10 protein-coding genes are annotated in these 14,683 nt (G+C 45.4%); all 10 read right to left on the reverse strand.

Annotation, left to right across the window (positions count from 1 at the left end):
* Position 1: 1 nt before the first annotated feature.
* Genes G491_RS0114755 through G491_RS0114800 form a run of 10 tightly spaced genes read right to left on the reverse strand, consistent with a single transcriptional unit; the run spans position 2 to position 14,677 of the window.
* The gene (locus G491_RS0114755; protein ID WP_157468319.1) at positions 2-1,957 is read right to left on the reverse strand and encodes a hypothetical protein; all 1,956 of its coding nucleotides are present in this window, start codon (positions 1,955-1,957) and stop codon (positions 2-4) included.
* The gene (locus G491_RS0114760; protein ID WP_028315140.1) at positions 1,948-5,406 is read right to left on the reverse strand and encodes a DEAD/DEAH box helicase; all 3,459 of its coding nucleotides are present in this window, start codon (positions 5,404-5,406) and stop codon (positions 1,948-1,950) included. Before G491_RS0114760 ends, G491_RS0114755 begins: the two co-directional genes overlap by 10 nt.
* Positions 5,403-6,764, reverse strand: coding sequence for a protein kinase domain-containing protein (locus G491_RS0114765; protein WP_051327279.1), 1,362 nt, complete (start codon positions 6,762-6,764; stop codon positions 5,403-5,405). The genes G491_RS0114760 and G491_RS0114765 overlap by 4 nt, the downstream gene beginning before the upstream one ends.
* Complete coding sequence (locus G491_RS0114770; RefSeq protein WP_028315142.1) at positions 6,757-7,476, reverse strand: PP2C family serine/threonine-protein phosphatase; 720 nt, start codon at positions 7,474-7,476, stop codon at positions 6,757-6,759. Before G491_RS0114770 ends, G491_RS0114765 begins: the two co-directional genes overlap by 8 nt.
* Positions 7,470-7,946, reverse strand: a complete 477-nt coding sequence (locus G491_RS0114775) for a vWA domain-containing protein (protein ID WP_028315143.1) — start codon at positions 7,944-7,946, stop codon at positions 7,470-7,472. The genes G491_RS0114770 and G491_RS0114775 overlap by 7 nt, the downstream gene beginning before the upstream one ends.
* Positions 7,943-9,703 (reverse strand): Card1-like endonuclease domain-containing protein, encoded by a 1,761-nt coding sequence (locus G491_RS0114780; protein WP_028315144.1) that lies wholly within the window; start codon positions 9,701-9,703, stop codon positions 7,943-7,945. Before G491_RS0114780 ends, G491_RS0114775 begins: the two co-directional genes overlap by 4 nt.
* Positions 9,700-12,813, reverse strand: coding sequence for an FtsK/SpoIIIE domain-containing protein (locus tag G491_RS0114785; protein ID WP_028315145.1), 3,114 nt, complete (start codon positions 12,811-12,813; stop codon positions 9,700-9,702). Before G491_RS0114785 ends, G491_RS0114780 begins: the two co-directional genes overlap by 4 nt.
* Complete coding sequence (locus G491_RS0114790) at positions 12,810-13,037, reverse strand: hypothetical protein (protein ID WP_035219039.1); 228 nt, start codon at positions 13,035-13,037, stop codon at positions 12,810-12,812. The genes G491_RS0114785 and G491_RS0114790 overlap by 4 nt, the downstream gene beginning before the upstream one ends.
* Complete coding sequence (locus tag G491_RS0114795) at positions 13,030-13,362, reverse strand: hypothetical protein (protein ID WP_028315147.1); 333 nt, start codon at positions 13,360-13,362, stop codon at positions 13,030-13,032. The genes G491_RS0114790 and G491_RS0114795 overlap by 8 nt, the downstream gene beginning before the upstream one ends.
* Position 13,363: 1 nt before the next feature.
* Positions 13,364-14,677, reverse strand: a complete 1,314-nt coding sequence (locus G491_RS0114800) for a translin family protein (RefSeq protein WP_028315148.1) — start codon at positions 14,675-14,677, stop codon at positions 13,364-13,366.
* Positions 14,678-14,683: the final 6 nt, after the last annotated feature.

Genomic DNA, 14,683 nt, shown 5'->3' on the forward strand with positions numbered 1-14,683 from the left:
GTTATATCTCCTGCAATGTTTTTATAGTTGTGTAAGCAGCTTTGCGTAATTTCATTGTCTCATCCTTCGTCAGCGGCAAAGGTTCGTTGGCGTGCCCTCGTTGGTCAATGACATATTCTACATCTGCGACAAACGAGGGTTGTGTTTGCGAAATTGTCTGCGAAACTTCTTCGTCGGACGTTAAAAGAAAAACAATAACACATGCCCCCAGTGTCTGATCGTTGCCCTGCAAAGTTTCACGAATAGCGTTTCGCTTTACACGGCGCAACCCTTCTGAAAATTCTCCTAAACCGCAGTTTTTTGCGTTTTGTTCTGCCAGCTGTGCATATTCAGCATCGCCAACATCCAGTAGTGGGACGCTAAAAAATTGCCGTCGAAAAACATCTTGTAAAGCTGCATAGAGGTCACATGCAAAAGACAACGCATTATCTCCATCTTTGCATTCCAGCCAGAACCTTTCAGCATTGACAAGTCGGTTTTGCGTATTCTCCCCAAACCGATTAAACCGATCGAATCCGAATTCTCCTTGGATACTCGTTCGTGCATCCAGTAAAGAATCAGCAATATAATTGGCATCTACTTTCGATGTTGGTGTATTAGCGAATTGGATAGATGGCAAAATGGTGGTAATCACTTTCCGCATAAACTTGTCATCTGGCAGTTCAACATCATCACGCCTAATGCGCCCAGATCCATGCAATTCTTCATCCCTTTTGTTTTTTATATCGAACATCCGTGGTACGAAGTCAGAAAATTCATTGACTATGCTTCGCAATGGATGCGTCGGATCATTTTCAGCAATTAAAAACGTAAGAGCCAACACAGTTCTTAATTCCGCTTTACCCGATAGAAAGTCCTCCAGTTTTCCTTGCGGAATTGGGGACAATCTCCCTTCTGGAAGTTCAAAGCCGATATTTTTTGCGGATTCAGCTAACAAATCCGGGTGTTTGTCCGGATTTGTTAGTTTGAGCTGCTCTACTGCTGTTTTATATGAATGATGTGCGCAAGAATAAAACAATGCCCATTCAAGTGAGGCATAGATGTTCTGAATAGAGCGATGCTGGTCATTGCGTCTCGGACGGAGGCTGGCGATGAGTTTGGGGTAGCGTCCCCAATTTTCATCTGTTTCAAACACCTCTTTTTGAAGGGTATCTGGTTTGCTTTGACTTGGATTAGACAAGTTTTGACGCCAGTTCAACATCCACTTGCTTAATGAATCATCGCTTTCTAACAACTGGCTAAAAGCATTTTCAAGTTGAAGAGAAAATCCAGTCCCAAATGGATCGGCAATGCGAAATTCTCCATCACTTTTCTGGATAGCAATCGGGCAATCGAGAAAATAGCGTTCAGGTTGTGGTACAATGGTAATTTGTTGCACAGAGGGCATACGGTGGCCTTCGCCAAACGCCATTGACCGTTTTTGCATTGTTCGTAAGGTCAGCAAGACATCACGGGGTATTGGAGTCATAGAGGTATAGTTCTGGCCCAATCGAATCTTCCAAAATCGCCTTTCGTTTTCTTCTTCCCTCTTTTTGAGAGGTTCGTCGTCAAGCATTTGTAAATATGGAAGAATCTTGCCAGTAGCAAGTTCTCGAAACAGAAGTGCAGTAATATACGTCGGACTCGCTTCCTCACTTTTTCTTAGTTCTTCAAATTTCTGTTTGATAAGCTGATTGTATTCATCCACGTAACCCTTATCTCGCAACCGAAGCAATACGCACTGAATAAGATCATTGGGAAGACATGTTTCTGTTGTAAGCTGTTTGGCTTCACGAAATCCACCTGCCTCAATGAGCTTTAATACAACACGCTCAAAGGCATTTAATGCATTATCATCTTGAGAGACTTTGGGTAGTGTTACGCGATATGCATTAACCGGCCAGGATAGATGACGCTCTCTGCCGATTGTTTCGCCAAAGGGCTTTGGCATCCCGTAATCAAGGAGGATTATTGACATGGTAGTACCCTCCCTTCTGTTTGGCAAAGCTTGTGAAAATCTACCAATCCAGGAATGTGGTCTTCGGCAAGTTGCGTTTGCAAAAGCCCCGGGTCTCCAGCCACCACAAGCAGTTTTTTCTGACGACTCATCGAAACATTCAAGCGGTTGTACAGACATAAATGCCCAAACAATCTTCGTGCCTGTATTTCTTCGCTGTCGTCGCGAGAATTCCAGTTTTCTGGCATCGTTCTGACCATTGAAAGGATGACAACATCAAATTCCATACCTTGAAAAGAGTCGACTGTACCAATGCGGAGCTTCTTGTCGTCACCGGCCGATTTGCCAAGTTGTTTTTTGACAAGTTCTGCCTGTGCTTTGTAGAAAGAGATGACACCGAAGGAAAGTTCCTTCCCCTCGTCAGAGTTCATCCATGCCTGTAACTGGTGAGCAATAGCAGTGGCTTCTGCTCGGCGAATCCAGCTGGTTCCGCTTCGTTGATGCTTGCCTTTGCTAACGGGAACATTCAGCCAAATGGCGGGAGTATTATCCGTGCCTGATAAATTGTGAACAAAATCACTTTCGGGTCTTCCTGAACCAAACTTTTCAGATAAATCAAATCGCTCGTAGAAATTGCGGCTAATAAAAGCGCCCAGCATGGGATGCATGCGATATTGCTGATCTAGTGTAACTCGCCGTTGAATGCGATCATTCTCCTCAAGAGCCTTTAGCCTTTCCGAGAAAAAATACTGAAACATTGATTTCTTCAACCAGTCGGACTCATCCTCTCCCGTCTCTTCATTTTCCATCTGACGAGCAACCGTTTCATCAATGATGTGTGGCAATTGGCGGTGGTCGCCAACAAGAATGATTCTTTTCCCCTGTGCCATTGCCACCATCAAATCAGGTGGCGACACACGAGCCGCCTCATCAACAATTACATATTCATACTGAATCTTCTGAATTTCTTGAGCAGCGTCTTTGACAGATATTCCCTTTTGTTGTTGCATTTGCTTGTTGACACTTTGCTGACAAGTAGCAGCGAAAGCGTAGGCATAGTCAGCAACAGTATCGATCATTCCAAAAGGGTTGCTTTCGAGTTCCGCAAGGAATTCCGCAAGTGCGGCTGTTCTTTTATCCTTCACAGAAAGCCCTGCCGTTCTTATTTTCTTCACCGCATCGTCCGCCAGTGCGAGAATTTCGTCATTCTGTTTTTCCACACGAAATAACGGGGGTGATGTAAAACGGTAAAGAAGTTTCTTTTTTAATTTGGCGATGTCCTCCAAGAATGAAGGCTCGCCATCTTCAGGACGCCATAAACTTGCCTTATCGAGTAGTTTTTTCTCGTCGTCATCCAAAACATCCTGCAAATCTTCCAAAGCATCGGTTACCCGTTCCGCTCCGTCATCAGCAAAACTTTCAGGGCGATGGCGCAACCGGCGGACTGATTGCAACAATGGATACGATGTACTATCATTCAGCTGTTCCTGCAGCGACAATCTTTCAGCAAGTAGTGCGGCACGGCGACAGCATTCTTCTCCGACAATGGAAACACCCAATTTTGCAATGCCCTGTGCAATGTTTAACGCAAGTGTTCTTGTTGGTGCTTTCAGATACTGAATACAAAGGTTTTTGATTTGTGTTTCCTGCTTAACTTCTATCAACTTCGGGTTCTTTGAGCGGAGTTCTCTCGCTCTCTGCGTACACCATTCTTCAAGTTGCCTTTCAAATCGACTAAATCCATCGCCGTCTGTCCCTGACCGCTTCCCGAATTTTGGAACTGGCAATCCATTAATCGCAAGGCGATCTGTCATATTCTCAACAGCGTCATGCTGAAAGCCGGTCAGCAAAATTGAACCTTTTATATTTGCTCCAGCTTTATCAGATAATTCATTCAAACGTTCAATAATCGCAGCGATGACGGTTGTTTTTCCCGTGCCGGGAGGTCCCTGAATAAGGGCGACATCCGGGGTGTTCAACGCCACATCAATTGCATCTCTTTGTCGGTCTGTAGGTGGATTGAGGAATACCTTTTCAGCGACAAAGGCAGTTAGTGGTTTAATCTTAGAAGGTGCCCTTGCTGGTGCAATCTCGCCCTTTTCTTCAATTAGAAGCCCAAGTTGAGGGTTGGCTGCACGCCCCTCAAGAATTGCCTTCCGGGCAAATAATCGCCGCTTGATTTGTGCGATCTGTCCAGCTAGGGAAAGGATAAGATTTCCAGAGGAATTAGGAATGGCTTCGGTATTGAGCGTAAGAGTTCGAGTAACCGCATCGTAATGCTTTACATCAAATCGGGGGCTTGGTTCTTTTTGTTCGCCTCTTCGTTTACCAAAAAAAGCATCGTCCTCTGCTTCCTTTTCGATGTTTCCTGTGAATTGTACAAAAGTCAATTCAGCGTTGGTTAAATAGTCTGGCAACTCATTAATCAAATCAACAGATTCAACATCTTTGTCTGCCAGCATCTCCAATGCCGAATCTGAAGCATGAGTGATTCGAACGCTAACCGTCCCGTCGCGGTTTTGCGTCATATCGCAAAAATCCAATGAACCGACTTTACGAGCCTGATCCAGCAAAAGTTCACCTTCAGCCGCTACAAACTCGTCCCATTTCTTTAGGTAACTTCCATCATCACTGGTGAGTGCCGACATTTGTGATTTGGTGAGGATTTGTATTTGCCCCGCCTGCGTCCAATCTACAAATTTGAGTTTGCCTCGTGCCAGCCGCAACGCACGGTCTTGCGATTGCTTGGGCTTGGTCAGGCGGGTGGCGATGTAGATTGTTTTACCATCGGTTCGTTGTTTTTCTGTGGCTACAAAACGAATCCCATCGCCAGTAATGCAGAATGAATTTTGACGTGTCGCTTTGTCTGGCGATTCACCAGATTCTTCTTCATTCGAATTTTCAATGTCGTCAGTAGGCTCTCGTGCATTGTCAGGACTGTCATTCTCTACAAAGTCACTATCAGAAGTTGACTCTTTTTGTTCTGCTCGCAAATCTCGGTCAACAGCGGCACCCGTATAAAAGAGAAAATAGGCGGATTCGCCATACATATAACAGCATCTTCGCTTCAGATCTGAGTAAATTTTTTCGCCAGACAGTTTATTAGAAAATAATTTGGAATAGCGTTCCTCTACGTACTCGTCCACCCCAATTTCGATGTCGCCCATTTCCAAGCATTCACCAGAGAAAAAAGCTATTTGCAATTCAATGCTTTCATCTTTAGCTGGGTTCGCAAACTGTGCAAGTATGGCGCACCCGTTAGATAGCTCACGGGAGAGGCTATTTGACTCCTCACTCTTTATCGGTTTTACAAAGACAACTGATTCCTTCAATCTGACTTCAAACTCACCGGGGCGGGTGGCATGTGCTTCAACACCAAGAATAGATTGCTCTTTCAAATCCTTGGCAGGTACGTTTGTTTGTTTGACGCGAACAGTTATTGTTTCTGTGGGAAGGTCTGCAAATTTCATTTTTCCGTCTCCATAAATTCAAACGACAAGCAGTCAGGAAACGGCTTTGTTCCTCGAACAGGGAATGCAGTTTTATCTTCAAAGTCTAGAACCGCTTCGTATTCCGTATCGTCATTGTGTTCCAGCGAAAACGGATAGAAAAGACGGTGCGGTAATGTAAACGCGCTGGTGTCTGCTGGAATTAACACTTCCCATCGTTCAGTCTTGGCACGGGCAAATACTGGACGAGAAGTTTGACAATACGGGCAGCATTTATGCTTTACAAAATAACTCATTGAGCATTGTGGGCAAGTCAATGACTGATCGTAAGCCTTAGCTAATTCCATCGCCCAGAACATCATTGCCGGGCGGCGGTGCGGTTGAGTTCTTCCAATCACAAATGTTTCTTGGAATAACCGACGCAATTCATCCGTTGCCACCAATTCACGAGGTAGCGGAGGGCAGGTGACGGCAGGGTTACTGTCGTCATCTTCATCATCAATGAAAGGCAACAGACCTGCGTAAGCCTGTTCGTCCAAATCAACAGGTTCGTTTTCATTTGCTGGTTCTGCATCCCAGCCGCCGTCATCGTCTTCTGGTTGCAGCACTTTCTTTCCAATAAACGGGTGGGCAAGTGTGAGCAGATTGAAAGCCATTACCGAAAATGCCCAGCAATCTGTGCGTGGACGAGACTGATTAGTTCCTTGCACAATTTCAGGTGCGCCGTAGTGTGGCGTATAAACTGAATTCCCGCCCTTGATTCGTTCAAGGCGGAGGTTGTCGGCATCAATCAGCCAGACATCCTTTGAGTTGCCTTCGCCGATAAAAGCATTGTTCGGAGAAATATCGCCATACACCAAGCCAGCGGAGTGAAGTCGGGCAAGTATCGAAGCACATTTTGAGAGTGCAAAAAGTCGACGACGGGTTGAGCCGGTTAGTGCATAATGGTACAAACGCAAGGCTGAATCGCTATCCGGCATTTTCGCAAGCCATTCGGGAAGCTTTAACTTTTTTTCATCAAAGGACTCTTTTAACTTTTTTTTATCAGTTCCGTTGAGGTTAAAATTTCCAAACGGTTTCATGCCATTCAGAAGGCGCATGACATATCCCGGCTCATCGCGCAAGATAGCAAGCGGCAATGAAAGCGGGATGCGAGGAGGAAGCGGCAAAAGCCTTATGTTATGAAATTGATTACGCAAATTGGCACTTGTGTCTGGCTTTCCAGAAGCATTAAGAGGTTGTTTAATCGCCAGATCAGCATCTTTAGTACGATAAACTACCCCCTGACCACCACGGGCTAATTCTTCCCCGAGATAATGTACGTTTCCATAATCATCCACCATAGGCTTTGCTGAAACTTTAGGTGTGTCTTTACTCATCAGTCACCTCCTCACAAAAAAGGCAGGCGATAGTCTTGTCGTCACTATGTTTTGGTGTCGGCCAATTCACCAGCATCTCACGTACATTCCGAGCAGCAGACACAGATGCGAGGTTGCGATGAGCGGAGCAAAATTCTTTTACAAAACCATCCGTATCTGACAAATCTTCAGAGACACCATCCGTGCAAAGGATGATGGATTGGCATTCATCTTCTGGTAAAGACAGGATTTTCCAATTGCTTGCCTTCACCTTCGCAGACAGTGCAACTGTGATATTTGAAAATCCTTCAGTCTTGCCATCAGAAAGTGATTCGACAGAACCATCATTTTTTACAACAGCAACCAATCCATCACCAAGCATTCCAAGGGTGATTGTTCTTTCGTTGGTTCGATATGCGAACAGGCATGTTGCAGCACAGTCTTTGGGCTCAAGCGGAGAAATAAGCGAAAGCCACTTGTCCTTAACATTTTCGCAAAGTGCCGACTGTTCAATTTGAGAGTTGGAAGAAGCATAGACCGCGTGAGCTACGGCAAGGCAGGCGGAATGACTTCCAAAATCAGAATACTGTTTTGAGCCAAGACCATCCGACACGACAATTCCATCTCCCCATGTATGATGAAAACCAAGCCATGCGTCCTGGTTGGGCTTGCATGTCGTAATGTGGCCTGGCCCTATAACAGTGGCCCCGAAACTTTTCCAGACTTTTACCATTCGTCACCGCCTTCAAGCCAGCCATCTAAAGCGGGAAAAAGATCTTCCACTGGAAACACTTCATCCCCTTTAAGCATAGGGTTGGAATCTGCACCACTTTTAAGAATGCGTAGAGTGTCGGCAGGCAGGTTTTTCTTCCAACGTTTTATTTTTTTTGCATCAGCCGATGCCCAAAATCCATCCGTAATAAAAACTATTTTGGCATCCGGCGTTTTTTCAAGCAAAGCGATCAAGGCATCTGCATTTGCACCCCCCTCACATGTCACAAGAGAAGGAGGCAGTTCATCATCCGACTTCCAGTCGATAATGCATGCATCTTTTTTCCATGCAACCAGCTTTATTTCTGCGTTTGATTTTCCGAGTCGGATATATTGCTCAACCGCACGAACAGTATTATTAGCAATCAAGTTTTTCCCCCATTCGAACATACTGCCGGAAACATCAACAATGATATAGAGGACTTCTTTCATCGATGACGCCCTCCGGGTTGAATCATTTCTTCCAGCTGCCTGAACAGGCTGTTCCTCGATACGGACTGGAGGTTTTTCGAGTCGTCGATTTTCTTTCTTACGACTTTGTTTTTCGGGTAGAAACATGAAGCTAAAACAGCTCTGCCTTCAATTCCGCCAAAATAACGGACAATATTCTGGAGCTTCATGACATGCTCGCTGTTCACATTGCCAGCTTTGCACTCGATGACATAGAGACGTCGTCCATCCGTGAAGGTAATATCAAGCTCCTGATAAGTATCCCCAAACAAGTTGCTCAGTTGTGCGCTAAAGCTTGATGAACTCTTGTCGGCATCATCCTCTTTGAATGAGACTTCAAGACTGATGCGCATATCCTTGATCAAACCGGAATCAACAAGGGGCTGAAGTTTCATGAAGGTGTATTCTTCAAACCATCCGCCAGAGAGGTATTTGGCAAAATCCGGCCACTCCTTGAACTCAAAGTGTTTAGGACCGACACTTATCTTCGCACTTTTATCCTTGGAGAGCTTTGCGTAGATATCCCCATTGTGCAGTTCAAACGGCTGAAAGCTGTCGTTGTAACGGGACAGCTCTCTATAGAGCCTTGAGATTTTAGAACGCGCCTGCCAGAGCTCATTGGTCAGACTTTTCCGGTCAGAAGATTCAATGCCGGGGATATCAGCCCAATGGCCAGCTTTCGAGATAAACAGATTATTGCCGTTGAGCTGGATAAAGGTTTCTACCGATGGAATCAGCTTTGTTTCAACGGTCTTAAAGTCATTGAGATAAACCACCTGATTGTTACGGCTGTTGAAATAGAATGGCGTTGCATTCACCTTGCGACAGGCAGCAAGAGCCCCTGCATACATCAACTTTGTTCCGCCCGTTAGGTTGAAGCCGACCTTTGCATCGGCAGGCATTTTCGCGATCAGATCCAGAATTGTGGAACGGACATTTTCAGGATCATACGGGTCCACGGCGACTTCACCGTATCCAGCTCCTCCAAGAAACTGTTTCATGACATCGGCAGGGAACTGTGCTGAATTTACGAAGATGTGCTTCCTGCTTGAAAACTGGATCACGCCAAGCAAGTTCGGCATCCGCTGTTCGCCGAACAGGTGAAAAATGGCATCATACTGATCAGAATCAGCATCCGTTGTTCGAACCTGTCTTCCGTGCCATTCCAGCCATTCGCTCGGTAGGACGATTCTTTCCGGAGGTCTTCCGGGCTGAGAAGATGCGATAAGGCGCTTCTTCAGGGTCGGGTGCCTCAGGGCCGCAAAAGCCCAGACGAAAGCCATAACCGGAGTTCCAGGACTCAGGTAGAGTGTAACGAGCTTTTCACCTTCCAATGCCGCAACCGTATTCAGGGACTGAGTCGCTGCTTCGTATATACCTTCGGTATCATTGAGATGCTTCAGGCCCACAGGGTGAAAACTCACATCAACCTTTTTACCGGCATCTCGAAGTTGCTTTTCAAGCCACTGATTAAAATGATTGTGCGCCTCCGCTGTATTTGAAAACAAATCAAGAAACGGTCTCGCGGCTGCAGGATCAGAACCTTCGATATCTGCTGTTTTTTGCTGAAATTCATCAGCTCTTTTCTCGGTTTTATCCGGGTGCGTAAAACCAAGGATGACCACGTCGGTGTAATCTTCCGCAAGCAAAGCTCCCAGAACGGGGCCGGTTGTCTGTTCAAGTCCGAGTGAGGCCCTGAAATCAGTCATTCCGTACCATGTCATTAAATATTTCTTCATAAACTTTCCCCATTTATGTATGGACGGAACCAACTAATTTCATTTGTCATGCGATTGACAAATACGGCACGGTTTGGTTTTTCGATACCCTTGAATTTTCCAATGCTCCCGCTTACCAATTGTCCCGCATCATCTTCGTTCATGCAAAATGCTACGCGCAGTTCAAATAAATTCAGCAAATCCTTGCATGAACTGGAACATCGTCGCCAGTTATCCATAAACGCAAAGACAAAGGTTCCCTTGCGCGAACCTTCTTCGGCAATTTGCTTTAGTAATGATGCCGGTGTTGGAGGTTCTCCGGGCTTAGGTGCTCTAAATGATTGAACGGGATGCAATGCCTTCTCTGCATCTAAACCATCAATAATCAATGCCGTGCGCCGAGTTCCAATTGATTCAGCGATACTTTCGAGCGGCATTTCGCCGAGATCATCAAACCGCCTAAAAGTACTACCACGGCTGGATGATATTTCACCAAAGGCATCAGCAGGTTCAACACCACGACCGTTAAAGTAAACAACTTCGTCAAAATTACTAGACACTCTCGATAAACTTGCGAGTAGAGATGCTAACAACCCATCGTGAAGTTGATCATGGTAACCGCAAAAAAGAATATTGAATGCTTGGCGATTGGTCAGCGGAACAGAAATAAAGTCGGCTGCGAAATTGAGTTGTTCACCCAAAAGAATTGAGTCAGACTGTCCGCAGATATGCTGGTAATTATTTAGTGATGGACGTAGCGGGAGATGTGCGCCGTTGAAAATATGGGCTTTGCTCTCAATTCCACGTTTTGTTGCTCGTTGTGATAATCTCTTGAGATGAGCAAGACAAAACTCTCGTTCTACCAGTGGAATTCGAATTTTCACATTGCCCGATTTCGCACCATTGGAATTATTGATAATTCCTTCTGGCGGACTCCTAAGTTCAGATGCCGCCCAGTTATTCCCGCTAAGGATCATAGCAGAGTCTTCTTGTCCACATGCCAGCGCAATACGACACCCCAACTGCGAAATCAGAGAGCTTATCGACAAGGCGTTGATCCCTTTTAGTGTTTGCGTAGCCAAGAGAATATGAATACCAAAAGACCGCCCCTGTTTCAGGAGTTGCGAAAGCAGTTTCTCGGCGGCATCTGCTACTTGCCTGCTTTCTGTAAACAGAATTTGAAACTCATCAATTACCAATAGAATACGTGATAACTTACAATTTCGGGAATTTCTATACTCCGGAAAATCGCGCACACCTGACGACTTGAAGAGACTTGCCCGATGCTCTAATTCTTCCACAAGATGCTGTAATACAGTCACCCCATATTCAGGGTCGCTTTCTGTGGCAACCAGTTTGGCATGTGGAAGTTCTGGTTTGGCATATACCGTAAACTCGGTGGATTCCTTATAATCTAATAAGTAAAGGTCAATTTCATGCGGCGCGTATTTTTCACATAGCGAATGAATCATTACATGCAAAAGGTTGGACTTCCCAGAACCGGTTTTTCCCGCCAAAAGTGCATGATGTTCAGAGTCTGATGCGCCTAATCTCAATGGGACGGCATCACCGGATGGCGTCCATCCTATTGGGATATTCAGCCCGTCAACGGTAGTTGCGCCTTTCTGGTAGTTAACCCAAAGATCGGATAAAGATTTGCTGAAGCGACCAGCTTCAGCATGGTGTTCGGCAAGTTTGACCAAAAAAGAATCCAAAGCATCTTGTTGCGGCCATCGCTCTGGGTGATAAGAAAATGACAACCCGACTGTATTCTCGGAATTGACGCGCAACAACGTGTCGACTCTCTGAGTGGAAAGGCTAAATGTTTCACGCAGTTTTTCGTGCCTTCTATCCTCAATGCGTGCTGTATCAACTGCAACAATTGGCAGTATCCCACATCGCGGTCCATTTTCAATCAAACGTTCCAGATACCACGAACTCTTGTCTGATAGCTGTTCTGGGACATCGAAAAGAAGCAATACTCTGTATGGCAAAGCATTGTCTTGGTTTGCAGCATTAAACCCCATCCAGTCAGATATTCTTCCCTTGAATCTATTTTGAATCATTTCCTCTACTTCATCCGCCATACTACCGAGAAGAGCCTCAATTTCATCAGCTCGTGTCAGCACACGTTGTTGCGGCATCAATTGCTCAACTTGCAACAGTGGCAGAAATGGAGCAAATGAATCGCCTTGTTTCAGTGGGTCAACAAGCATGAGTTCAAGTTTTCCGGGTGGGATAGATTGTGTCAGCCGCAACAAGAGATGATGAGCCAAACGCCGTTGAGCTTGATTCTCTTCTGGTAGAATTAAAGATCGCTCAAAGGGGAACGGAACTTCATGAGGAACCGAACAAGACAAATCATTGAACGATGCCATCTGACGACCAAGAATAAGAGCGTTGGGGATTTGCGAAACGATGCCAGCATCAGTCTCTTTAATGTTTTCGAAGGGAGGTTGTTGTTGAAGCGTTTGCTTCGAAGCAAACTCTATTTCTTGAGTTGCTTTACGCCAATTCGCAGGCAACCCAGTTTGGAGATTCTTTCTGCGTGATTGCCTTCGTTTTTCCAGTTCTGCGGAGGATTTTCTCAATGCGGAAAGTTGCTGCCGGATGCTATCAAGCCGCTTTTGCAAAGATTCCTTTTCTGATAATGCCGATTGTCGGTTGTTTTTAAAATCCAGTTTTGTCTTTTCTAGTTCGGAACGATCCGCTGATTGTTTGTATAGAACACCTTGCAAACGATCGCATTGCTGCCTTGCGTTATCTTCAGCAAAAAAATAATAGATTTTTTCAATGAGCCAGCGGTTTTCAATTTGTTGCTCAAAGTCAGCTTTCTTCTGGGTGGTAGACTGTATTTCTTTGTTTACCGTAATGATTGCTTGGTCGAGTTTGGTAATTTTGTCATTACTTTTTGCAATTTGTTTTTCGATTTGACGCGCCTGTTGCCTGAGGCTTCGTTCTTTGGAAAATTCGTCATTGGAGTGTTTGACGGGTGTTCCGCCAATGTTAGATATTGAATGATTAACCTTTTCGCAAGCTTGATCAAACTCGCGGTCAATCATAGCAAGTCCATCATGATAATCCGTGATGACCTTGACAAGCGTAGCGATGGACTTTTCAAAGTTACTCATAAACTTGAACCCCCGCGCATTCGCAATGATTGGGCTTCCTGCAATACTTGATTCACATTTGTAGCATTCTGCTGAAATTCTTCATTAAATGCACAGAGTGAACTGATTTCATTTTGAATCGGTTCCAGCACATCAGCGACGATGGATGTTCCAAACTCATCTCGTACTGAGTTGCAAAATTCATCCGTGCAGTACCTTGACATCCCTAACACATCATCAAACATCATCATCCTCCTGTTCTTCAATCGGCAGGTGGAGAACCATGCTGTTGGACAGCTCTTCTAAAAAGAATTGCTTGCACATATCCCTGGCTATTAAATAGTCCGATTGAAAATCCGGATTATTAGCTCTGGTAGTAGCTACCCACTGATTCCATTGTTCCTCTGAAATTTCTGTTGAATTCATCTCGCTTGTCAACGAAATGAGTTCTGCCGTTCTTTTATCCACAGCATCCATATCCCCGGCATTTGAGGCTTCGCGGAGAGCATCAACAAGACCTTGAATATTTACAATCTTATCGGCTGGTATTTCTGTTAATCGGATTTTCATGTCAATCTGTCTCCTCATCTTGATGTATGGCCTCGAGGCAGGATTTGTCTATCTCGTTTTTGGCGGGCAGCATACCGACTAACGGCGAACCTGCCTCACGCAAGGCATCCCGCAGTTCCTTTTCTTCCTCTGGCGATAAATCATGAATATCTCGCGAGCAGAGAGTGCAGTGTGCATCAGCTTGCTTATGCCCTTCCGCCTGAAAAATCATGTGATCTTTTTGCGAATAGAGATAACTCGCCTTGCCGCATTTCACTTCAAACGCCATTGAGCCACCGACGGGTGCTCCCATTTTCTCACCACGTCCAAGAATAACTGGCACTCGCAAATCACTTACAATTAAATCGGTCTTGGTATATCTGCCGTTATCCCCAACATACGTCCGGCCCTGTGTGTCAATCTTTCCCCCCAGCGGTGCAAGAGCATAACGCGCCATTTGTTCTGCGTATTCTCCACTTATATGAATGCGAGCATTGCGATTGATCATGTTTCGCTCTACATCACCTTTTGCAGAATTCCACTGGCTACGGTATCTATCGACCATGTTGCGGTAGGATCCATTTCTGTCATATAAATACTCTTGCAACAGGCGTTGCTGATCGGAGGAAAGATTCATCCGGTCACGGATAACATCAGGGGTGATTGGCTTTCCTTTTTCGGGTTGCCAATGAAGCCACTTATGAAACTGAGCAGCAGATGGCTTCGTTGCCAGATAGGCTTCGAGTGCTTGTTGAGCAGATGCAAGACGTGCCTTGCCCGCTTCAATGCTGTTCTCCACTTGCTGCAATCGCTGGGTACATTCTTGTTGTGCTTGTTCAAGAGCTTGTTCAGCCAGTGACAACGCCTGCTTTGCAAGTTCGACTCGTTGTTCCATCGTTTGGCGATCTTCCGTAGCTTTCTCAACAGCTTCTTGTGCTTCTTCAAGACATGCTTCAGCTTCTTCAAGGGCGACCTCAGCCTCGGTCACATCAGTCTCTTCTGATGAACAATCAGGTGGTTCATAGTTTCCATCTTCATCGTAGCTGCCACTCGCTTCGCAAGAGGATAGTGCGGATTGCGCACTGCTCAATGATGATTGTGCCGTTTGAACTTGTTGCTGGGCGGACTGAAACTGTTGCTGAGCTTCCTGCTCAGCTTGAGTTGCCTGCTCCAGCATATCTTCACTGGTTTGGGCTTCTTCACCGGCTACTTCGCAGAGCTTTTCAGCAGCGGAAATTTGTTCCTGACAAGCAGATTCAAGACCTTCGCGGATAGATTCCAAGTCCCGCATAAGGTCTTCCAAATTTTCAACTTGTCCGATAGAAACTTGTGCCATTGCTAA

The sequence above is a fragment of the Desulfatibacillum aliphaticivorans DSM 15576 genome (genome assembly GCF_000429905.1).
Taxonomy (GTDB): Bacteria; Desulfobacterota; Desulfobacteria; order Desulfobacterales; family Desulfatibacillaceae; genus Desulfatibacillum; species Desulfatibacillum aliphaticivorans.